The organism is Pseudomonas sp. 102515, assembly GCF_031085165.1.
GTDB lineage: Bacteria > Pseudomonadota > Gammaproteobacteria > Pseudomonadales > Pseudomonadaceae > Chryseomonas.
The window spans coordinates 825,015-846,458 of the sequence record NZ_JAVHTY010000002.1 but is presented as its reverse complement, the minus strand read 5'-3'; the positions used below and the strand labels follow the sequence as shown (position 1 = coordinate 846,458).

At 66.4% G+C, this 21,444-nt stretch carries 21 protein-coding genes; 12 read left to right on the top strand and 9 right to left on the bottom strand.

What is annotated here, in order from left to right:
• The first annotated feature begins 3 nt into the window (after positions 1 to 3).
• From RCF34_RS10990 to RCF34_RS10970, 5 genes are read left to right on the top strand one after another with little or no spacing between them, the layout of a single operon-like run.
• Complete coding sequence (locus RCF34_RS10990; RefSeq protein WP_308708182.1) at positions 4 to 801, top strand: alkaline phosphatase family protein; 798 nt, start codon at positions 4 to 6, stop codon at positions 799 to 801.
• Positions 798 to 1,631, top strand: a complete 834-nt coding sequence (locus RCF34_RS10985; protein WP_308708181.1) for an ABC transporter permease subunit — start codon at positions 798 to 800, stop codon at positions 1,629 to 1,631. Before RCF34_RS10990 ends, RCF34_RS10985 begins: the two co-directional genes overlap by 4 nt.
• A complete protein-coding gene (locus tag RCF34_RS10980; RefSeq protein WP_308708180.1) occupies positions 1,618 to 2,403 on the top strand; it encodes an ABC transporter permease in 786 nt (261 codons plus the stop codon). The genes RCF34_RS10985 and RCF34_RS10980 overlap by 14 nt, the downstream gene beginning before the upstream one ends.
• The gene (locus RCF34_RS10975) at positions 2,400 to 3,389 is read left to right on the top strand and encodes an ABC transporter ATP-binding protein (protein ID WP_308708179.1); all 990 of its coding nucleotides are present in this window, start codon (positions 2,400 to 2,402) and stop codon (positions 3,387 to 3,389) included. Before RCF34_RS10980 ends, RCF34_RS10975 begins: the two co-directional genes overlap by 4 nt.
• Positions 3,386 to 4,039, top strand: a complete 654-nt coding sequence (locus tag RCF34_RS10970) for an HAD family hydrolase (protein WP_308708178.1) — start codon at positions 3,386 to 3,388, stop codon at positions 4,037 to 4,039. The genes RCF34_RS10975 and RCF34_RS10970 overlap by 4 nt, the downstream gene beginning before the upstream one ends.
• A 171-nt stretch (positions 4,040 to 4,210) precedes the next feature.
• Here RCF34_RS10970 and RCF34_RS10965 read toward each other — a convergent pair whose 3' ends face one another.
• A complete protein-coding gene (locus tag RCF34_RS10965; RefSeq protein ID WP_308708177.1) occupies positions 4,211 to 5,173 on the bottom strand; it encodes an NAD(P)H-quinone oxidoreductase in 963 nt (320 codons plus the stop codon).
• Positions 5,174 to 5,410: 237 nt separating this feature from the next.
• Here RCF34_RS10965 and RCF34_RS10960 point away from each other — a divergent pair, with 237 nt between their 5' ends.
• Together RCF34_RS10960 and RCF34_RS10955 are read left to right on the top strand one after the other, a co-directional pair.
• Positions 5,411 to 7,492, top strand: coding sequence for a carboxy terminal-processing peptidase (locus RCF34_RS10960; protein ID WP_308708176.1), 2,082 nt, complete (start codon positions 5,411 to 5,413; stop codon positions 7,490 to 7,492).
• Between the two features lie 92 nt (positions 7,493 to 7,584).
• Entirely contained in the window at positions 7,585 to 9,330 is a 1,746-nt protein-coding gene (locus RCF34_RS10955) for a bifunctional diguanylate cyclase/phosphodiesterase (RefSeq protein ID WP_308708175.1), read from the top strand.
• A 3-nt stretch (positions 9,331 to 9,333) separates the two neighbouring features.
• Here RCF34_RS10955 and RCF34_RS10950 read toward each other — a convergent pair whose 3' ends face one another.
• The 3 genes from RCF34_RS10950 to RCF34_RS10940 all read right to left on the bottom strand — a co-directional run bounded on the left by RCF34_RS10950 (position 9,334) and on the right by RCF34_RS10940 (position 11,099).
• Entirely contained in the window at positions 9,334 to 9,705 is a 372-nt protein-coding gene (locus tag RCF34_RS10950; RefSeq protein WP_308708174.1) for a hypothetical protein, read from the bottom strand.
• Positions 9,706 to 9,710: 5 nt separating this feature from the next.
• The gene (locus RCF34_RS10945; RefSeq protein ID WP_308708173.1) at positions 9,711 to 10,175 is read right to left on the bottom strand and encodes a DUF1232 domain-containing protein; all 465 of its coding nucleotides are present in this window, start codon (positions 10,173 to 10,175) and stop codon (positions 9,711 to 9,713) included.
• 150 nt (positions 10,176 to 10,325) lie between these two features.
• A complete protein-coding gene (locus RCF34_RS10940) occupies positions 10,326 to 11,099 on the bottom strand; it encodes an FKBP-type peptidyl-prolyl cis-trans isomerase (protein WP_007162159.1) in 774 nt (257 codons plus the stop codon).
• A 255-nt stretch (positions 11,100 to 11,354) separates the two neighbouring features.
• Here RCF34_RS10940 and RCF34_RS10935 point away from each other — a divergent pair, with 255 nt between their 5' ends.
• The 4 genes from RCF34_RS10935 (at position 11,355) to RCF34_RS10920 (ending at position 15,881) form a co-directional block, all read left to right on the top strand.
• Positions 11,355 to 11,645: a hypothetical protein gene (locus RCF34_RS10935; RefSeq protein ID WP_183630413.1), complete on the top strand. Its 291-nt coding sequence runs from the start codon at positions 11,355 to 11,357 to the stop codon at positions 11,643 to 11,645.
• A 63-nt stretch (positions 11,646 to 11,708) separates the two neighbouring features.
• A complete protein-coding gene (locus RCF34_RS10930) occupies positions 11,709 to 12,383 on the top strand; it encodes an ABC transporter ATP-binding protein (protein ID WP_308708172.1) in 675 nt (224 codons plus the stop codon).
• The gene (locus RCF34_RS10925; RefSeq protein ID WP_308708171.1) at positions 12,380 to 14,839 is read left to right on the top strand and encodes an FtsX-like permease family protein; all 2,460 of its coding nucleotides are present in this window, start codon (positions 12,380 to 12,382) and stop codon (positions 14,837 to 14,839) included. Before RCF34_RS10930 ends, RCF34_RS10925 begins: the two co-directional genes overlap by 4 nt.
• Entirely contained in the window at positions 14,829 to 15,881 is a 1,053-nt protein-coding gene (locus RCF34_RS10920) for a lipocalin-like domain-containing protein (RefSeq protein WP_308708170.1), read from the top strand. The genes RCF34_RS10925 and RCF34_RS10920 overlap by 11 nt, the downstream gene beginning before the upstream one ends.
• Here RCF34_RS10920 and RCF34_RS10915 read toward each other — a convergent pair.
• Genes RCF34_RS10915 through RCF34_RS10895 form a run of 5 tightly spaced genes read right to left on the bottom strand, consistent with a single transcriptional unit; the run spans position 15,878 to position 20,308 of the window.
• Positions 15,878 to 16,615 carry an amino acid ABC transporter ATP-binding protein gene (locus RCF34_RS10915; protein WP_308708169.1) on the bottom strand — a complete coding sequence of 246 codons (738 nt, stop codon included), beginning with the start codon at positions 16,613 to 16,615 and terminating at the stop codon, positions 15,878 to 15,880. The genes RCF34_RS10920 and RCF34_RS10915 overlap by 4 nt on opposite strands.
• Positions 16,612 to 18,111 carry an argininosuccinate lyase gene (gene argH, locus RCF34_RS10910; protein WP_308708168.1) on the bottom strand — a complete coding sequence of 500 codons (1,500 nt, stop codon included), beginning with the start codon at positions 18,109 to 18,111 and terminating at the stop codon, positions 16,612 to 16,614. The genes RCF34_RS10915 and argH overlap by 4 nt, the downstream gene beginning before the upstream one ends.
• An 11-nt stretch (positions 18,112 to 18,122) precedes the next feature.
• Positions 18,123 to 18,800 (bottom strand): amino acid ABC transporter permease, encoded by a 678-nt coding sequence (locus tag RCF34_RS10905; RefSeq protein WP_308708167.1) that lies wholly within the window; start codon positions 18,798 to 18,800, stop codon positions 18,123 to 18,125.
• Positions 18,801 to 18,807: 7 nt separating this feature from the next.
• Positions 18,808 to 19,470, bottom strand: coding sequence for an amino acid ABC transporter permease (locus tag RCF34_RS10900; protein WP_308708166.1), 663 nt, complete (start codon positions 19,468 to 19,470; stop codon positions 18,808 to 18,810).
• A gap of 10 nt (positions 19,471 to 19,480) precedes the next feature.
• Positions 19,481 to 20,308 (bottom strand): transporter substrate-binding domain-containing protein, encoded by an 828-nt coding sequence (locus tag RCF34_RS10895; protein ID WP_308708165.1) that lies wholly within the window; start codon positions 20,306 to 20,308, stop codon positions 19,481 to 19,483.
• Between the two features lie 195 nt (positions 20,309 to 20,503).
• Here RCF34_RS10895 and RCF34_RS10890 point away from each other — a divergent pair, with 195 nt between their 5' ends.
• On the top strand, positions 20,504 to 21,406 hold the full coding sequence (locus RCF34_RS10890; protein ID WP_308708164.1) for a LysR substrate-binding domain-containing protein: 903 nt from the start codon (positions 20,504 to 20,506) through the stop codon (positions 21,404 to 21,406).
• The last annotated feature ends 38 nt before the right edge of the window (positions 21,407 to 21,444 follow it).

The window sequence follows — 21,444 nt, the reverse complement described above, 5'->3', positions numbered from 1 at the left end:
GTCATGAAGGTCATCCTGGTCGTGCTGGACGGACTCGCCCTGAGGGTCGCCGAACACGGACTCGGCTTCCTCCAGGCGCTGTGCCTGGCCGGCCGGGGTCGCCTCTACCGCCTGGAATGTGAGCTACCCTCGCTCTCCCGGCCACTCTACGAATGCCTGCTCACCGGGGTGCCCCCGGTGCGCAGCGGCATCGTCCACAACGGTGTCAACCGACTCTCGACCGAGACCAGCCTGTTCCATCTGGCCCGGGCCGCTGGTCTCACCACCGCGGCGGCCGCCTATCACTGGGTCAGCGAACTCTACAACCGCAGCCCCTTCGAGCCGGGCCGAGACAGGCATGTCAGCGATACCAGCCTGCCGATCCAGCACGGCCACTTCTATTACGCCGACCACTACCCGGATTCCCACCTGTTCGACGACGCCGAGCACCTGCGCCTGGCCCATGCCCCGGACATCCTGCTGGTGCATCCGATGAACATCGACGACGCGGGTCACAGGCACGGGCTCTCCAGCCCCGAATACCACAACGCCGCGCGACGGGCCGACGGCCTGCTGTCCCACTACCTGCCCGCCTGGCTGGACGCCGGCTACCAGGTGCTGGTGACCGCCGATCACGGCATGAACGACGACCGTAGCCATGGCGGGACGCTCCCGGAAGAACGCGAGGTTCCGCTGTTGGTGTTCGGCGAAGGCTTCTCCCTGGATGAGGCTACGCCGCACCAGGTGGAGATCTGCGGTACGGTCTGCAGCCTGCTGGGGCTGGCCCACGACAAACCCCTGTGCCGGGAGTTGCTCGCATGAGGCGGTCCTGGCTCGCCCTGCTGCTGATCCTGCCTTTCCTGCTGGTGTTCGGCGCCTTCCAGCTGGCGCCCCTGGCCTGGATCGCCTTCAACAGCTTCAACTCCAGCGACAGCGGCTGGGGCCTGGGCAACTACGCCGAGATCCTCGGCTCGCCCTTCTACCTGCAGGCCATCCGCTTCTCCCTGGAGATCTCGCTCTGGTCCAGCGTCTATGGCCTGCTGATCGCACTGCCCGGCGCCTATTCGCTGACCCGGGTGGACTCGCGACTGCGCGGCTTCGTGGTGGCCTTCACCAACATGACCAGCAACTTCGCCGGGGTGCCGCTGGCCTTCGCCTTCATCATCCTGTTGGGCATCAACGGCTGCCTGACCCTGGCGCTGAAGCAATTCGGGCTGATCGAAGGCTTCAACCTCTATACCAAGGGCGGCCTGATCCTCATCTACACCTACTTCCAGATTCCCCTGGGCGTGCTGCTGCTGTTCCCGGCCTTCGAAGCCTTGAAGCAGGACTGGCGTGACGCGGCGGCGCTGCTTGGCGCCGGCACCTGGCAATACTGGCGGCACATCGGCCTGCCGGTGCTCAGTCCGGCACTGGTCGGCACCTTCATCATCCTGCTGGCCAACGCCCTGGGCGCCTACGCCACGGTCTATGCGCTCACCACCGGCAACTTCAACGTGGTGCCGGTGCGCATTGCCGCCCTGGTTTCCGGCGACATCTACCTGGAGCCCAACCTGGCCGCGGCGCTGGCGATGCTGCTGGTGGCCTTCATGACCCTGATCACCCTCGTCCATCAATGGCTGCTGCGGCGGAGTCGTCATGTCCAGAGCTGAGCGCCTCTACCATCGGCTGGTGGTCTGGGGCCTGTTCCTGATCCTGTTCACGCCCCTGGCCGCTACCCTGGTCTATTCCGTGGCCACCCAGTGGTCGGCGACCCTGCTGCCGGCCGGTTTCACCTTCAAGTGGTACCTGCAGCTGTGGAGCGATCCGCGCTTTCTCGCCGCCTTCGGCCGCTCCCTGGCGATCTGCTTTGGCGCCCTGGCGCTGTCCTGCGTGCTGATCCTGCCGGCCATGTTCGCCGTCGCCTATCACTTCCCGCGGCTGGATGCGCTGATGAACGTGCTGATCCTCCTGCCCTTCGCCGTGCCACCGGTGGTCTCGGCAGTGGGCCTGTTGCAGCTCTACGCGAGCGGCCCGCTGCCGCTGACCGGCACGCCCTGGATCCTGGTGTTCTGCTACTTCACCATCGCCCTGCCCTTCATGTACCGCGCCATCAGCAACAACCTCCAGGCGCTGAATCTGCGTGACCTGATGGACGCCGCCCACCTGCTCGGCGCCAGCTCCTGGCGCGCCGCCCTGCTGGTGGTACTGCCCAATCTGCGCACCGGGCTGATGGTGGCGCTGTTCCTATCCTTCTCCTTCCTCATCGGCGAATTCGTCTTCGCCAATCTGCTGGTGGGGACCCGCTACGAGACGCTGCAGATCTATCTCTACAACCTGCGCAACGGCAGCGGCCACCTGACCAGCGCCCTGGTGATCTCCTACTTTTTCGCGGTCCTGCTGCTGACCTGGATCGCCAATCGCCTGAATCGGGAGCGGACATGAGCTATCTCGCGGTCAAGGGACTGCACAAGCGCTACGGCGCCAACACCCTGTTCGCCGACATCGAATTCCACGCCGGCCAGGGCGAACTGGTCACCCTGCTCGGCCCCTCGGGCTGCGGCAAGTCCACCCTGCTGCGCTGCCTGGCCGGCCTCACCGAGGTCGATCGCGGCGCCATCGTGCTGGCCGGCCAGGACATCACCCAGCTGCCACCGCAGCGCCGCGGCATCGCCATGGTGTTCCAGAGCTACGCGCTGTTTCCCAACATGACGGTGGAGCAGAACGTCGCCTTCGGCCTGCGCATGCAGCGCCTGGCACGGGACGAGGTGCAGCAGCGCGTGCAGGAGGTCCTGACGCTGGTGGAACTGCTAGGCTTCGCGGCACGCTATCCTCATCAGCTCTCCGGCGGCCAGTGCCAGCGCGTGGCCCTGGCGCGCTCGCTGATCGTGCGGCCACGCCTGCTGCTGCTGGACGAACCCCTCTCGGCGCTGGATGCCCGCATCCGTCGCCACCTGCGCGAGCAGATCCGCGCCATCCAGCAGGAGCTGGGCCTGACCACGGTGTTCGTTACCCACGACCAGGAAGAAGCCCTCACCCTGTCCGATCGCATCGTGCTGATGCGCGAGGGCCGCATCGTCCAGAGCGGCGATGCCGAGACCCTCTACACCGCGCCGGTAGACGCCTTCGCCGCCGGCTTCATCGGCAACTACAACCTGCTCAGCGCCGACCAGGCCAGTCGGCTCTTCGGCCAGACCTTCCAGGGGCAGGTGGCGATACGCCCGGAAGCCATACGGCTCGGCGTTGCCGGCGGGTTCGGCGGACGCATCGTCAGCCACAGCCTGCTGGGCAACGTGATCCGCTACCGGATCGCCACCGAAGCCTGCGAACTCAATGTCGACGTTCTCAACCATGGGCCGACGGCCTTGCAGCCGAACGGCACAGCCGTCACCCTGGCCGTCGATTCCGACAGCCTGAGAGAAGTGGCATGACCCTGGCGATTTTCGATCTCGACGAAACCCTTATCGACGGTGACTGTTCCAGCCTGTGGAGCCAGCAGATGGGCGTGCTCGGCTGGGTCGACCGCGAGTCCTTCGTGCGGCGCGACAGCGAGCTGATGGCGGCCTACGCCCAGGGCGAACTGGCCATGGAAGACTACATGGCCTTCCACCTCGAACCCCTGGTGGGCCGGACGCCCGAGGAAGTGGATTTCGAGGTCGGCCCCTGGGTCGAGGACGTCATCGAGCCCCTGATCTTCAGCGACGCCATGAAGTGCATCGCCGCCCACCGTGCGGTCGGCGACCGGGTGATCATCGTCTCGGCCTCCGGGGTGCATCTGGTGGCGCCCATCGCCGAACGACTTGGCGTGGAAGAGGTATTGGCCATCGACCTGCAGGTCAGCCACGGCGTCTACAGCGGCCAGGTGGAGGGCGTAATGACCTTTCGCGAAGGCAAGTTGACCCGCCTGCTGGAACGGCTCGGCGGCGACCGCAGCTGGCTGGCGACCGCCAGCTTCTACTCCGACTCGCGCAACGACCTGCCGCTGCTCGAAGCGGTGGGCAAGCCGCACGTGGTCAATCCGGACCCAGTGCTACGCGAACGTGCCACACAGGCCAGCTGGCCGATCCTCAGCTGGCGGTAACTCGCATCGCGGACGCTCCCACGGGTTGCCGATGTTTTCGTAGGTTGGGTCGAGACGGCTCCATCGTCGAAGCCCAGCATCGCCGGCTCCGAGCAAGCCCTGTCGGGCTTCGCTGCGCTCGACCCAACCTACGCCCAACCTAGGGCGGCGATCAGCAGACGCTTGCTGGCATCACTCCAGCCCTTCGTCCAGCACCAGCACCACCTTGCCGTTCACCTCGTTGCTTTCCAGAGCGGCAAAGGCGGCTTCGGCGTTCTGGGCGGCGAAGCGACGTTCCAGGTTGACGTGCAACTTGCCTTCGGCGAACAGCGGCCAGACCCTGGCTTCCAGGGATCTCATGGTCTTGGCCTTGAACTCCACGGATCGGTTGCGCAAGGTCGAGCCGATGATGCGGATGCGCTTGCCAAGCACCTTGCCCATGTCCAGCTCGGCCTGACGACCGCCCATGAGACCGATCAGCACCCAGCGGCCATCCTGGCCCAGCAGGTCCAGGTTGAGCGACGCATAGTTCGCCCCGACCGGATCGAGGATGACGTGGAAGGGGGCGAAATCGCGCAGGCCTTCCAGGTCGGTCTTGCGCAGCACCCCACCCTCGGCGCCGAGACGCTCGCAGTGGGCCAGGCGGTCCTGGGAACCGACGCTGACCCAGCAGGGATTGCCGAAGGCCTTGCACAGCTGGATGGCGGCCGAGCCGACGCCGCTGGCACCGGCGTGCAGCAATACCTTTTCGCCCGGCTGCAGCGCGGCCAGGTCGAACAGGTTGCTCCAGGCGGTCGCCCAGACCTCGGGCAGCGCCGCGGCCTCGATCAGCGACAGGCCGTCCGGTACGGACGCCGCCTGGCGTCCATCCACCACCACCTCGCTGGCCATGCCACCGCCGGCCAGGAGCGCGCAGACGCGATCACCCACCTGCCAGCGCGAGTCCGCGGTGGTCTCGCTGACCACCCCGGCGCATTCGAGGCCCAGGGTGGCCGGCGCGCCGGGCGGCGGCGGATAGTTGCCGGCCAGCTGCAGCAGGTCGGCGCGGTTGAGACCGGCGGCCGCCACCTTGATGCGAATTTCCCCGGGCGCCAGCGCGCGAGCGCTCAGTGACTGCCATTCCAGTTGCCCTTCGATACCTTGCAATGCGTTCACGGTGCCTCCATAGTGGCCCAGGCTTTGACGAAAAGCGCCTGCGCCGGCGGGTTCTGCGGGAGTCGAGCGGACCGGAAGACGCGGGGCTGTCACAGCCTTACCCTCCGATCGCCGCTACCCTTCAGACCGCCGTCAGACGACTTTCGTCAGCGCCCGTCATACTTCCCCTGGCCGCGGAACCGCCCGGGCCGGGAAGGGCCTATAGCCTATTCCTTTCCGTGCATTAGTCGAATACACATGAAGCAGCTCTTGTCCCGTACCGCCCTCGTTGTCCTGCTTGGCGTCAGCGCAACGCCCCTCTTCGCCAAGCCCAACGCGCCGGTAGGCGCCGAGAAACTGCAACCCGACCGTGACCAGGTCATCGCCAGCCTCAACATCGTCGAGCTGCTCAAGCGACACCATTACAGCAAGCCGCCGCTCAACGATGCCCAGTCGATCAAGATCTACGACAGCTATCTGAAGATGCTTGATCCCGGCCGGCTGTATTTCAATGCCGCCGACATCCGCGAATTCGATGCCTCGCGCACCCGCTTCGACGACTACCTCAAGCAGGGCAACCTCGAACCGGGCTTCGCCATCTACCGCCGTTATGCCCAGCGCATGACCGAGCGGCTGAACTATGGCCTGGGCCTGCTCAACACCGGCATCGGCAAGCTCGACTTCACTGTCGACGAATCCTTCGACACCAATCGCGAGAAGGCGGCCTGGCCGGCGGACACCGCCGCGCTGGAGGATCTCTGGCACCGCAAGCTCAAGGACGAGGTCCTGCGCCTGCGCCTGTCCGGCAAGACCGACCCGCAGATCCAGCAGCAGCTGACCAAGAGGTATAGGAATCAGCTGGCGCGCCTCAACCAGACCCGTGGCGAAGACGTCTTCCAGACCTACATCAACGCCTTCGCCGAGTCCTACGACCCGCACACCCAGTATCTCTCGCCGGAGAGCGCGGAGAACTTCGACATCAACATGAGCCTGTCGCTGGAAGGCATCGGCGCGGTGCTGCAAAACGACAACGACTACGTGCAGATCCTGCGCCTGGTCCCGGCCGGTCCTGCCGACAAGTCCAAGCAGATCGCCCCGGCGGACAAGATCGTCGGCGTCGCCCAGGGCGATGGCGAGATGGTCGATGTCATCGGCTGGCGCCTGGACGAGGTGGTCAAGCTGATCCGTGGACCCAAGGGCTCCAAGGTGCGCCTGGAGGTCATCCCGGCGAGCAATGCGCCGAACGACCAGAAGACCAAGATCGTCACCATCACCCGCGAAGCGGTCAAGCTCGAAGAGCAGGCGGCGCAGAAGCACGTGATCGACGTGCCCCACGAGGGCAAGCACTACAAGCTCGGCGTGATCGACGTGCCGGCGTTCTATCTGGACTTCAAGGCCTATCGCGCGGGCGATCCGAACTACAAGAGCACCACGCGTGACGTGAAGAAGCTCATCGGCGAGTTGCAGAAGGACAAGGTCGACGGCATCGTGCTGGACCTGCGCAACAACGGCGGTGGTTCGCTGCAGGAGGCTACCGAGCTGACCGGGTTGTTCATCGACCAGGGGCCCACGGTGCTGGTGCGCAACGGCGACGGCAAGGTCGAGGTGCTGGCCGACGACGAAGGTGGCGCCTTCTACAAGGGCCCCCTGACCGTGCTGGTCAATCGCCTGTCCGCTTCGGCCTCGGAGATCTTCGCCGGCGCCATGCAGGACTATCACCGGGCGCTGATCGTCGGGGGCCAGACCTTCGGCAAGGGCACCGTCCAGACCATTCAGCCGCTCAACCATGGCGAGCTGAAGCTGACCATCGCCAAGTTCTATCGCGTCTCCGGCCAGAGCACCCAGCATCAGGGCGTACTGCCGGACATTGACTACCCGGCGGTGGTGGACACCAAGCAGATCGGCGAGAGCGCCCTGCCCGACTCCATGCCCTGGGACACCATCGCCCCAGCGGTGACCGGTCTGAGCAATCCCTTCGCCAACTACCTGCCGGAACTGGTCAAGCGCCACGACGTGCGGGTGCAGAAGGATCCCGACTTCATCTTCGCTCGCGAGCGCCTGAAGCTGGCCCAGGAACTGGCGGCGGACACCACCGTCAGCCTCAACGAGCAGAAGCGCCGGGCCGAGCAGACCGCCCTGGACAATCGCCAGCTGGCCATGGAAAACCAGCGGCGCCAGGGCAAGGGTGAAGCCCCGCTCAAGGAGCTGAAGAAGATCGACGAAGACAACCCGGCGATCGACGACGACAAGACCAAGCCACAGGACGACGCCTACCTGATGGAGTCGGGTCATGTGCTGCTGGACTATCTCGACCTGAGCCAGACGCCACCCAAGCGCTGACATCAAAGCGTCATAGCTCTGTCGTGAAATGCCCGGGGGTCGCCAAGTGCGACCCCCGGGCATTTTCGTTTCTAGGTTCCTGCAGGCTTACCATGACGCTTAACGACCAGGCTGGGGTGTTGGATCGCATTCTCGCCAACCGCGAGTTGCATTCGCTCTTTCAGCCCATCGTTTCGCTGAGCGAGCGACGCATCCTGGGCTACGAGGCCCTCATTCGTGGCGCCTCCAATAGTCCGCTGCACTCCCCGCTGCCCCTCTATGCCACCGCGCGCCAGGCCGGTCGCCTGTCCGAACTGGAAATCGCCGCCCGCCAGCAGTCCTGTCAGACCTTTCGCGAACTGGCCCTGGATGGCCTGCTGTTTCTCAATGTCTGCCCGGAAACCCTGCTGGAGCCGGCGCATCAGTCGGGCCAGACCCTCAAGCTGTTGCAGCGTCTGGGGCTCTCGCCAGCCCAGGTGGTGATCGAGCTGACCGAGCAGGCGCCCATCGATGACTTCGCGCTGCTGGCCACCGCCCTGCACCACTACCGCGCCATGGGCTTTTCCATCGCCCTCGACGACCTGGGCGCCGGCTATTCCAGTCTCAGGCGCTGGTCGGAATTGCGCCCGGACTTCGTCAAGATCGATCGTCACTTCATCGAGTCCATCCACCGCGATGCGGTGAAGCGCGAATTCGTCGGCTCCATCCTGAAGATGGCCGAAGCCTCCCGCGCCCAGGTGATCGCCGAAGGCATCGAGACCCACGAAGAGCTCTCGACCCTGGCGAGCATGGGGGTGGATCTGGTCCAGGGCTATCTGCTGGGCCGTCCGACAGCCGCGCCGCCCCGCGAGATCCAGACCCTGCTGCCGGTGATGGAGGTCCGCAGTTCCGACCTTGCCGAAGAGTCGACCACCGTCGCCAGTCTCAGGGTGGAGCAGGTCGCGGTTGGCCAGGACATGCTCATTCCCGAGGTGCTGGAGCGTTTCCGTCTGCAGCCGAGCCTCAATACCCTGGCGGTGGTGGACGAAGATGATCGCCCGGTGGGCATCGTTCACCACCACGAGCTGAGTTCGGCGCTGCTCAAGCCCTTCGCCCACGAGGTGTTCGCGCGCAAGCCCATCGCCCGACTGATGAGCCAGGACTTCCTGGCGACCGAATCCGGCCAGTCGCTGCAACAGGTCAGCCGCCTGCTCACCGCCCGGGCACGCCAGCGCATCGAAGAAGACTTCATCATCACCGAAGGCGGTCGCTATGTCGGCGTCGGACGGGTGATGGACGTGCTGCGCCTGATCACCGAGCAGCGCATCCAGCAGGCCAAGCATGCCAACCCCCTCACCCAGCTGCCCGGCAACGTCCCCATCCAGCAGTGCCTGACCCGGCTGCTGGATCAGCAGCGCGAAGCGGTGGTGTGCTACGTCGACATCGACGGCTTCAAGCCCTTCAATGACCTCTATGGCTACGCCAAGGGCGACGAGGTGCTGCTCTCGCTGGCGCAGACGCTTTCCGAGCGCGTGGATCCGCAGCAGGACTTCGTCGGCCACATCGGTGGCGACGACTTCCTGGTGGTGCTGGGTTCAGCGGACTGGCGGCAGCGACTCAACGGCCTGATGGCGGGCTTCCAGGAGCGCTGCCGGCATTTCTATCGCAGCGAGCACCTGGAGGCCGGCTGCTTTCTGGCCTACGACAGAGACGGCCGCCGCCGCGAGTATCCGCTGTTGTCACTGTCCCTGGGAGTGGTGGAACTGGACCGGGAGGCCGGCCAGCGGGTGGATGCCAGCGGTGTGGCGGCCCTGGCCTCGGAAGCCAAGCGCAACGCGAAAATGGTGCCCGGCTACAGCCTGCACCTGATGCGCGCCTGACGCCTATTCCTGGCGATGGTCGGGATAGTGGTGATCGAACACCCGGGTCACCTCGGCCGCATGCCAACTGATGGCGTCGGTGACGGGTGGCGAGCCTTCCAGGGCACCCAGGCGCAAGGCACAGTCGAAGAAGCCTTCACGCGGGATACGGGTGCCACTCTGGCTGACCACCAGGGCACTACGCAGCGGCCGCCCCGCGCGCCGATCGAGGGCGGCCAGGTATTCCAGCGCCGTGGTCAGGGTCACCATGGCCGGCTGGGGCAGCCCCAGCCGTTCGATCACCGAGCGGTAGGTCAGCAGGCTGCGGCTGCGCCGCGCGCTCTCCAGTTCATCCAGCAAGGCCAGCCAGTGCTGCCGACTGATGCGTACGCTCAAATCGCTCAATCCCGCAATTGATCGAGGACCACGCCGGGCGCCGGCCGCTCGTGCTTGTCGGGCAGCGCGGCCAGGGCCGCCTGCTGACTCGCGGTGCGGTTGGCGCGCCAGGCCCGAAAGCCGTCCAGTTCATCGCTGCAGGCCTTGCCGACCCAGGCCAGGACCGCAAGGTCGTCGAGCAGACCGAACATGGGCACCCAGTCGGGAATGAGATCGATGGGCAGGAGGAAGTACACCAGGCCACCGGCCACGGTCAACAGCGTCTTGCGGCTCACCCCGCGGTACTGGCCGCGCCACCAGGCCAGGAGTAGCTGGTGAAACAGACCGAGGGTCTCGCGGGCCTCGCCCAGCTTGAGCCCGCGCTTGCTGGTCTTGCGTGCTACACCCAGCAACAGGGCTGGCAGTCGCCCACGGATCAGCAGCCGCTGGGCGATACCAAGGTAGCGATCAAAATTCTTCGGCGGCTTCATGGGTACCTCATGCAGGAGAGGACAGAATGCAGGGACCCGTTTGGCACAGGTCTTTGCGCCCTAACTTGGATCGCACCGCTGCGTCAGGGTTTCCCGCGGCCCAATGTAAAACGCCCTGCAAGGCAGGGCGTCTGGCACAGCGGGAGCAGCTTACTTCTTGGCCGGGGCCTTTTCGGCAGCGGCCGGCGCCTCGGCGGCGGGAGCGGCCGGAGCGTCTTCGGCGTCCGCGGCAGCGGCGTCCTTGATGCCGAGCAGTTCCAGGTCGAACACGAGCACGGAGTTGGCCGGGATCGCCGGGCTCGGGCTCTGGGCACCGTAGGCCAGCTCGGAGGGGATGTACAGCTTGATCTTCTCGCCGACGTGCATCAGTTGCAGCGCCTCGACCCAACCCGGAATCACGCCGTTGACCGGCAGGTCGATCGGGGTGCCACGCTTGATGGAGCTGTCGAACACGGTGCCGTCGACCAGCTTGCCCTCGTAGTGCACGGTGACCACATCGGTGGGCTTGGGCTGCGGGCCGTCTGCCTTCTTGACCACTTCGTACTGCAGGCCGGAGGCGGTTGTGATCACGCCAGGCTTCTTGCCGTTCTCTTCGAGAAACTTCTTGCCGGCCTTGGCGTTGTCTTCGCTGACCTTGGTCATCTTCTCTTCGGCGCGCTTCTGCAGGGCGGCGAAGGCTTCGGTCAGCTGCTGATCGGTCAGCTTCTGGTCCTTCTTGCCGACGGCGTCCTCGATACCCAGGGCGACGGCCTTGGGATCCAGGTCGTCGATGCCTTCCTGGGCCAGGCTCTTGCCCATGTTCAGGCCGATGCCGTAGGACGCCTTCTGGGCCGGGCTTTCCAGCTCGACCTTGGGCTTGGAGTCGCAGCCGCTCAGAACCAGACCCACCAGGGCCACCGCTGCTGCCAACCGATACTGTTTCATGTTGATTCCTTATCCGTGCGCATTGTGCGCGTTCAAATAACTGATCGAGCTTACAAGGAGACCTGCTCGCTTGCCATCGTCAGGCCTCTAAATGGCTGCAAAGGATAAGATTTCAAGCTTATGTCTGCCTGAACATCGCGTGAACGAGCGGCGGGCGACCCCTGCGACGTCTTGTCCGACGTGCCCGAGCAGTGGCGACCGGCGCGAGTCCAGGCGCTAGACTAGCGCCTTCTTCAGTGCCTGCCAGAGACCTCCATGTTCGAGCCCAACGATCTGAATCGCCCGCCCCTCGACCTCGCCCGCGAATCGCGCAAGGCCGGCGGCTACGGCCTGCTGTACTCGGTGCTGCTGGCGATCGGCATTCTGCTCTATCACCATTGGGTGCCCAGCGCCTTCCCCGGCAGCCTGCTGGAGATGTCCCTGGCACTGCCCATCATCCTGTTCGCCGGCAGCGCCGTGTACTATCTGACCATGGTGCGCAAGTGCGAGCGCCTGCAGCGCGAGGAAGACGAAAAAGCCGGCAAGGGCAAGGCCAAGCGCCGCTGACCGCGCTGAACGTCGCCGCCCGCGCCCGGTCGATTGCAGACCACGACCGGCGCTGGAGGCGCGATGCTGACCATCACCGATCTGCACAAGAGTTATCCGACGCCCCAGGGCCCGCTGCCGGTCCTGTGCGGCCTGGACCTCAGCCTGGCGCGGGGCGAGAGTCTGGCGCTCATGGGCGAATCCGGCAGTGGCAAGAGCACCCTGCTGCACCTAGTCGCCGGTCTCGACCGACCTGACCGAGGCCATATCCAGGCCGCCGGCCAGGCACTCGGCAACCTCAACGAGCGGGCCCTGGCCGCCTGGCGCCGCGAGGGCATCGGGCTGATCTTTCAGCAATTCAATCTGATCGCCAGTCTGACGGTGGCGGACAATCTCGCCTTCCAGGCACGACTGGCCGGGCGCCATGATCCGCGCTGGCAAGCCGAGCTGGCCGAGCGCCTGGGCCTGACCGCCGTGCTGGAACGCTATCCGGAACAGCTCTCCGGCGGCCAGCAGCAGCGCGTGGCCCTGGGACGTGCCCTCGCCTCCCGCCCACCCCTGCTGCTCGCCGACGAACCCACCGGCAATCTCGACGAGGCCAGTGGCGACCAGGCCCTGGCCCTGTTGCTGGAACTGGTCGCCGAGACCGGCAGCAGCCTGCTGATGGTGACCCACAGCGCGCGCATCGCCAGTCATCTCGATCGCACCCTGCAGCTGGAGCGCGGACGCCTCGGCGGCGCAGCCGTGGGCCAGCCATGAGGCTGCTTTACTGGAGTCTGCACAGCCTGGTCAGTCATTGGCGGCGGCATCCCCTGCAGCTGGCCGGCCTGGTCGCCGGCCTGTGGCTGGCGACCGCGCTGCTGACCGGGGTGCTGGCGCTCAATGCCCAGGCCCGCCAGAGCTATGCCCAGGCCAGCGCCCTCTTCGGCGCCGACCAGTCGAGTCTGGAAGCCCGTGACGGCAAGCACTTTCCCCAGGCGCTGTTCGTCGAGCTGCGCCGCCAGGGCTGGCCGGTGTCGCCCGTCCTGCAGGGGCGCCTGACCCTGGCCGAGCGCGAGGGCGCCCTGCCGCTGCTGGGCATCGAACCGGTCAGTCTGCCCAGTGATCGGGGCGTGGCGGCCAGCGCACCGCCTGAGGCCCTGTTCGACTTTCTCAGTCCGGCCGGGACCACCTGGATCGCGCCGGAAACGCTGCGTGAATGGCGGCTCCGGGCCGGTGAGGTGCTGCATCGCGCCGATGGCCTGGCGCTGCCACCGCTACAGCCGCGACCCGGCCTGGCGCCTGGCACCCTGGTGATGGACATCGGCCAGGCCCAGCGTCTGCTGGATGCGCCAGACCAGCTCTCCCGGCTGATCCTGCCAAGGACCTTCCAGCGTGCCCTGCCCACCTTTGACGGTGTCAGCCTGCAACGGGTGGAGAACGACCAAGGCGCCGAGCTGGACCGCCTGACCGACAGCTTCCATCTCAACCTGCTGGCGCTCGGCCTGCTGGCCTTTGCCGTCGGCCTGTTCATCGTCCATGCCGCGACCGGTCTGGCGCTGGAACAGCGCCGTGCGCTGCTGCGTACCCTGCGCGCCGGTGGTCTGTCGGCGGCGACCCTGGTGCTGGCGCTGACCCTGGAACTGGCGCTGATCGCCCTGGTGGCGGGTGCCCTGGGGGTTGCCAGTGGCTATCTTCTGGCAGCGCTGTTGCTGCCCGATGTGGCGGCCAGCCTGCGCGGCCTCTATGGGGCCGAGATCGCCGGCAACCTGACCCTGCGTCCAGCCTGGTGGCTGGCCGGACTCGGCCTCAGCCTGGGCGGTGCGCTGCTGGCCGGTGCCGACGGTCTGTGGCGCGCGGCGCGGCTACCGCTGCTGGCACTGGCCCAGGGCGAGGCCTGGCGCGCCGCCCATGGCCGTTGGCTCCGTCGCCAGGCGGTGGGTGCCTTTTTGGTGGGCCTGGCGGCGTTGGCCCTATGGCTGGGTGGCAACAGCCTGGCCAGCGGCCTGGCGTTGCTCGGCTGTCTGCTGCTGGCGGCGGCCCTGGCGCTGCCACCGCTGCTGAGCGCCTTGCTGGATCTGCTCCTCAGGCAGGCCCGGCGCCCCCTTTCGCGCTGGTTCCTGGCCGACGCTCGCCAGCAGCTGCCCGGGCTGTCCCAGGCGCTGATGGCGCTGCTGCTGGCGCTGGCGGCCAATGTCGGCGCCGGCAGCATGACCGAGGGTTTTCGCCGCACCTTCGATGGCTGGCTCGACCAGCGCCTGGCCGCCGAACTCTACGTGCGCCCGCAGGATGCCACCCAGGCCCCGGCCCTGCTCGACTGGCTGCCCCGACAACCCAGCGTGCGCGCGGTACTGCCGGTGTACGAACTGGAGACGGGGATTCAAGGCCAGCCGTCCACCCTGAGCGGTATCCTGGACGCTGATCTCTATCGTCGACACTGGCCGCTGCTCGATGCCGGTGACGAGGCCTGGACGCCGTTCTTCGCCGGTGATGGCCTGATGCTCAGCGAGCAACTGGCCCGTCGCCTGGGGGTGGTCAAGGGGCAACGGGTGGAGCTGCGGGGCAGCCAGGGTCGCTGGTCCGCCCCGGTGCTCGCCACCTATGCCGACTATGGCAATCCGCGTGGCCACCTGCTGTTGTCCCAGGCGCGGCTACGGGCGCTATGGCCGGAAGCCACCCCGGTGCGCCTCGTCATCCGCATGGCGCCTGCGCAGGTAGAGGCCCTGCGCAGCGAACTGCAGCAGCGCTTCGGGCTGGACGCCAGTCACTCCATCGACCAGGGTCAGCTGCGGCGCTACGCCGATCAGGTCTTCGAGCGCACCTTCAGCGCCACCGCGGCGCTCAATGCCCTGACCCTGGCGGTGGCCGGTCTCGCCCTGTTCATCGCCCTGCTCGGCCAGGCGCAACGACGTCTCGGCCAGCTCGCGCCGCTCTGGGCGCTGGGCATCGAACGGCCGCGGCTGATCCTGCTCAGTCTGGGCCAGTTGCTGGGGCTCGCCCTGCTGACCCTGGCGCTGGCCATCCCGCTGGGTATCCTGCTCGCCTGGTGCCTGGTGGCGGTGGTGAACGTCCAGGCCTTCGGCTGGCGACTGCCACTGCAGGTCTTTCCGGGCCAGTTGCTGGCACTCTCCGTCATTGCCCTGCTGGCGGCCCTGCTGGCCGCCGCCTGGCCCCTGATTCGGCTGCAGCGCAGTCAACCGCTGGATCTGCTGCGAGAACTCAGTAATGAACGCTAGGGTCCTGCTGGTCGCACTCCTGCTGCTCACCGGTTGCGATCAGCAGCCGCCGTCCGAGGGCTTCGCCGGGCTCGGCCAGGGCAGCGAGAACTTCGCTCCGGTCGTGCCGGGCAAGGTCTTCAGCTTTCCGGCCGATCACGGCGCCCACCCGGATTTCCGCATCGAATGGTGGTACGTCACCGCCAATCTCAGCGATGCCGAGGGCCACCGCTACGGCGTGCAATGGACGCTGTTCCGCAACGCCCTGCGACCCGGCGCCGACCAACCCGGCTGGAGCAACGGCAACCTGTGGCTGGGCCATGCCGGTCTCACCAGCGAGACCCGCCAGTTCTCCGCCCAGACCCAGGGCCGCGGCGGGATCGGCCAGGCCGGGGTCACGGCCGCGCCCTTCGCCGCCTGGATCGACGACTGGCGCCTCGCCGGTGACCTGGCCGGTCGGGCGCAGGTCCAGGCGCAAGGCCCGGGCTTCGCCTATCGGCTGGAACTCGCCGCCAACGGCCCGCTGGTGCTCCAGGGGGAAGGCGGGGTCAGCCGCAAATCCGCCAGCGGCCAGGCGTCCTACTACTACAGCCAGCCCTTCTTCCAGGCCCAGGGCGAACTGCAGATCGAAGGCCGGCGCGTGCCGGTCAAGGGCCTGGCCTGGCTGGATCGCGAATGGAGTAGCCAGCACCTGGCCACGAACCAGCTCGGCTGGGACTGGTTTTCCCTGCACCTGGACGATGGTCGCCAGCTGATGCTCTATCGCCTGCGCCAGGCCGACGGCCAGCACTATCTGTTCGGCAACCTGATCGGCGCCGACGGCCACAACCAGCCCCTGCATCCCGGCGATATCCGCCTGGCACCGGAGTCCACCCACAGGGTCGCCGGACGCGAGGTGCCGGTACGCTGGTCCATCACCCTGCCGGGGCAGCAGCTGGATCTGCATATCACGGCGATCAACCCCGATGCCTGGATGGCCCTGGGCACGCCCTACTGGGAAGGTCCGGTCAGGGTGGAGGGCAGCGCCAAAGGAGTGGGCTACCTGGAAATGACGGGGTACTAGTGCAGCACGTTGGCAAGGAACTGTCGGGTGCGTGGCTCCTGTGGCGCGCCGAACAGCTGCGCCGGTGCGCCGCTCTCCAGGATGCGTCCACCGTCGAAGAACAGCACCCGGTCCGCCACCTCACGGGCGAAACCCATCTCGTGGGTCACCACGATCATGGTCATGCCCTCGCGCGCCAGATCCTTCATGATCGCCAACACCTCGTTGACGGTCTCCGGATCCAGTGCCGAGGTTGGTTCGTCAAACAGCAGAAGTTGCGGCTGCAGGGCCAATGCCCGAACGATGGCTACTCGCTGTTGTTGGCCGCCGGACAGCTCCGCCGGATAGGCATCGGCCTTATGCGCCAGTCCTACCCGTTCCAGCAACGCCCGCGCCTGGCGATCGGCCTCGGCGGCGCTGAGGCGCCCCAGCTTGACGGGCGCCAGGGTCAGGTTGCGTAGCACCGAAAGGTGCGGGAACAGGGTGTAGTCCTGGAATACCATTCCCACCTTCTGGCGAAGGGTCGCCAGGGCGCGACGGTCGCCGGCATGCACCGGTACACCGTCCAGCTCCACGGTACCGGCCGAGGGCTCCTCCAGGCTGTTGAGGCAACGGATGAGCGTCGACTTGCCCGAGCCGCTGGGACCTATTACTACCACCACCTCACCGGCCGTGACGTCGAGGTCCACGCCGCGGACGATCTGCTGCTCGCCAAAGCTCTTGGTCAACCCCCGTACTTTCAGCAGCGTGCTCACTGGGTCAGCGCCCGCAGGCTGGCATCCAGGCGCGCCTGACTCTGCGCCTGCCGCGTACGCCGGGCCTCCTGCCGCTCCCGCTCCAGGGTAAGACGTGCCCGCGCAGCCGCCAGGGTCCGCATGAGCGCAGGCTCGGCGGGACCTCCCGGCGATTGCCGCGAGGCGACGTTGGCAGTGGGGTCCAGGCTTTCGCTGACCCGGGCAGCATCCAGCCCCAGGGGCCGCCCAATCACCGCCTGGGCAGCCTGGTCCAGCATGGCGCCGTCGATAGCGCGAGCCGGCAGACCTGCATCCAGCGCCTGCCGCACCACGGCTCCAACGACATGATGCGCCTCGCGAAACGACAGCCTGCCGTCGCGCACGATGAGGTCGGCCAGACCCGTGGCCGTGGAGAAATCCAGGGCGCTGCGCTCCAGCCCACGCACGGCATCCGGTTCAGCCGTGCGCAGCACCAGGTCCAGGAGCCGCAAGCAACGCAGGGTTTCTTCCGCGGCCTCCCAGAATCCGCGGGTGCCTTCGCGATTGGCGTCACCGCTGTGGCTGAAGTGGGTGCCCTTGACCGTCATGGTGGCAGCCATCAGCAGTCCGGCGATATGGCCACTGCGGCCCTTGAGGTATTCCAACACGACCGGATTCTTCTTCTGCGGCATGATGCTGGAGGTGCCGGCGACGCTGTCGGGAAATTCCACCAGACCGAATTCATGGGTAGCCCAGACGAAATAATCCTGGGCTACCCGACTCCAGAACACCGCCAGCAGGCTCAGATGGGACAGGCCTTCGAGGATGAAATCCCGCGAGGCCACAGCGTCCAAGGCGTTGTCCAGGTAGCCGTCGAAACCCAGCAGATCGGCGGTGCGCGCCCGGTCGATGGCGAAGGGGGTGCCGGCGAAGGCCGCTGCCCCCAGCGGACTCTGATTCATGCTGTCGAGGGTTGCGGCCAGGCGCAGGCTGTCCCGCTCCAGCGCCTGGGCCACGCCGGCCAGATAGAAGCCATAGGTGATCGGCTGCGCCGGCTGCAAATGGGTATGTCCCGGCATCACCGTGGTGGCATGGCGCTCCGCGCCCTCCAGGGCAGTCGTACGGACCTGTTGCAGCGTCTCCAGCACCTCGGCGAGAACATCCCGCGCCCGCAGGCGGTCGAGGGTGGCGAGGATGTCGTTGCGGCTGCGACCGATGTGCAGGCGACCGCCGATATCCGCGCCCAGGCGCTCGATCAGCGCGGCCTCGTAATTGAAGTAGGCATCCTCGCGCAGCGGATCCAGGGGCACCGCCCCCGGGCCTGCCGTCTCCAGTTCGAGGATACCGCGGGCCAGGGCTGCAGCCTGGGCGCGGTCGATGAGTCCCTGCTCGGCAAGCATCACCACATGGGCCTTGTTGACGTCGCCCAGATAGGGAAAGCCTTCGGCGAAACCGGCGAGGCGCGGCGCGTAGATGAAGTCGCAGACCTCGGGCGCGGTGGCCTCTCGGAGCCGACGGCTGACCTTGGATTCTTGCATGGGATGCCTCTCTAGGATGGATTACGGGTCAGCGGACGACCCAGGCGCCGCTCGAGGTAGCGGCTGAGCCAGCTGAGCAGCGAGCAGATGACGAAATAGACGAGCAGCACCGTGCCGTAGACGGTGAAGGCGGGACTGGCGCCGGTCATCATGGTGGTGCGCTCGATCAGGGTCTGACCGGTCTTGAGGAACTCGCCCACTCCGACCAGCGCGCCCAGGGAGGTGGCCTGGACCAGCAGGGTGAGCAGCCCGGTGTAGGCCGGCAGGATGGCTTTGAGCGACTGCGGCCCCAGGATATGCAGGTAGATACGCCAACGCGGCAGACCCAGTGCCCAGGCACTCTTCCACTGGTGCCGGGGTACTGACAGCAAGCCACCACGGACGATTTCAATACCGTTGGCGCTGCCCCAGAGGGTCAGGCCAGTGGTGACCGCGGCGAAGGGCGACAGATCCAGCCCGAGCAGGGGCGCGCCAAAGAAGATGAAGAAGACGTTGACGATCAACGGGATCGAGCGGAACAGCTCCACATAGCCATGGATCAACCAGCCCAGCCAGCGCTGGGGCAAGGTAGCCAGCACCCCGAACACCACCGAAACCAGAGTGGTGAAGAGCAGCACGACCAGCGCCAGCTGCAGGGTCATCAGCAGGCCCTTGACCACGAAATTCCAGTTTTCCAGAAAGAAACTCATGGGCGCCTCACTGCCGGAACGGCCGTTGCAAATGAGCCGACAACCGCTGGGTTGCCAGCGCGAGCACCGCTACCAGCCCCAGGTAGAGCACACAGATGGCGCTGAACATCTCCAGGGCGCGGAAATCCGTGGCAATGCGATCCACCGCGACAAAGGTCAGCTCGGTCAACCCGATCGCCTGCAGGTAGGAAGAGTTCTTCAGCAGCGAGATGGCGGTATTGAGCACCGCCGGCAAGGCCGTGCGCACGGCGATGGGCAAGGCGATCAGGCAGAAGTACTGCCAGGGTTTGAGATTGAGCGCCAGACTCGCCTCGCGCATGCCCCGCTCCACCGTCGCCAGGCCGCCACGCAGATTCTCGACCTGATAGGCACCGGCCCAGAGCGACAGACAAAGCACTCCCGACCAGAACAGTGACAGGCCCAGACCTACCGCAGGCAGGCCGTAGAAGATGAAAAACAGCTGTACCAGGATCGGCGTATTGCGGATCACCTCGACATAGAGGGTGGTCAGCTGTGCCAGCAGCGGGACGCGAAACAGCCGCACCGCGCCGCCGACGACGCCTATCACCAGAGACAGTCCGATCGCCAGCAGCGAAACCTTGAGCGTCATCATCAGGCCGTCGAGCAACGCCGGCCACTGGGCCATGAGATAGTCGAGGTCGAAGTCCATGGCCGCGCTCCTAGTGGCTCTCTGCGGGACGCGGCTCTTCGAATACGCTCAGGTAGTAGCTGCGAATGTTTTCCGGGACCAGTCGCTCCACCCAAGGGCGAAACAGGTGTTCCTCGTGCATCCGCGCCACGGCGGCGCTGAGATAGTCACGCCATTGCGCCTCGTTCTTGCGCACGCCAATGGCCGCATCGGAAATCTGGAAAGGCTCACCCACCAGCCGGACGCTATCGTCATGGGCGGTCACCACCACCAGGGTCGCGCCATCATGGGTATAGGCATCGACCCGGCCCTGGCGAAAGGTCTGCAAGGCGTCGGCGGCGCTGTTCATGCGCAGCGTCTTGACCTCCGGCTCATGGTCCTCGAACCACTTGGCCTGTACCGAGCCTTTGAGCGTCGCCAGGGTCTTGCCCCGGAGGGCGGCGATAGAATCGATGCCGCTGTCCTTGCGCACCAGTACATCGCTGGCACCCCAGCGGTAGGGGGTGGAGAAATCGATTACCCGCTGCCGCTCCGGGGTCAACCCGAGGGTAGCGATCAACATGTCTACCTTGCGGCCGAGCAGCTGCGGCACGCGATTCTCGGCGGTCACACAGGTAAAGCTCACCTTGTCCCGCGAACCCAGGGCCCACTCGGCAATCTGCCGGGACATCTCCACCTCCACGCCGGCGAAATCGCCGTTGGTGTCCTGATAGCCATAGGGAGGCTGATCGCAGCGTACCCCGGCGCGCAGCAGGCCGGCCTCGGTGAGCGCGGCGGGCACGGTCGGCAAGGGGGCAGCCTGAGCGAAGCTGAAAACGCCGAGCGCCAGAACGGCCGCGAAAGACGCGCGATACGACATGTTGCCTCCTAGAAGAAAGGTGACTACCGCCGGCAGCAGCCGGAGACAGAACTATGAGGGCAGATCGGAAGATGCAGCGTGGGTCGTCGGTGCCTGGCGTTCATCGCGCCTTGGTTCTTTTGTAAGACTTATGGCGCCATGCTGGCAAATGCCAATACGCTAGGCAGCCATACGGATCTGATATGGGGTAGGCGAATGAACATGAAACAGGTGGAGGCTTTTCGCGCGACCATGCTGTCTGGCTCCATGACCGCAGCGGCCGAGGCCCTGCATACCTCGCAACCCAATAGCAGCCGGCTGATTGCCCAGCTGGAACGCAGCTGCAGTTTCCGCTTGTTCGAGCGTATCGCCGGCCGCCTGCTGCCCACCGAAGAAGGCACGGCGCTGTTCCGCGATGTCGAGCGCGCCTTCGTCGGTCTGGACAGCCTGCAAGCCTCGGCGCGTGCCATCGCCCAGGGCGGTACCGGGCGCCTGCGCCTGGCCGCGGTACCCTCGCTGTCACTCACCCTGCTACCTCGGGTCGTGCAGCGCTTTCGCGAGCGTTATCCACACGCCGCCATCACCATCCACACCAGCGATTCGCCGACGGTGGCGCACTGGGCAGCCTCGCAGTTCTGTGATCTGGGACTTGCATCCTATGTAGGCGAACAATTGCCGGGGATCACGGCGGAGCTGCTCAGCGACGTGCCTGGCGTCTGCGTCTTCCCGCGTGGCCATGGCCTGGGCCAGCTGGAGCGGGTGACGCCCGCGGATCTGGCCGGCGAGGAATTTATCTCGCTGGTTCCGGGCGACAGCGCTCGCACGCGCATCGACCGCCATTTTCAAGAGCCCGTGGAGCGACGCCGATTGAATCTGGAGACGCCCTATGCCGCCACCATCTGTGCCATGGTCGGCCTTGGTCTGGGCGTCAGCATCGTCAGCCCGCTGGTGGCTCAGGACTATCTCCATGCCGGTCTGGACTGGCGGCCTTTCCAGCCGGCGATCCGCTTCACCAGCTACCTGCTGCTGGCGGATCACCGCCCGGCGGGCACCCTGGCTCTGGCTTTCGCTGAGGAAATGCGCGCCACCCTTCACGAGGCGGTACGGCAATGGCAGTGACCGGAACTCCCAGCCCCGCTCCCGCCTCGAATCCCTAT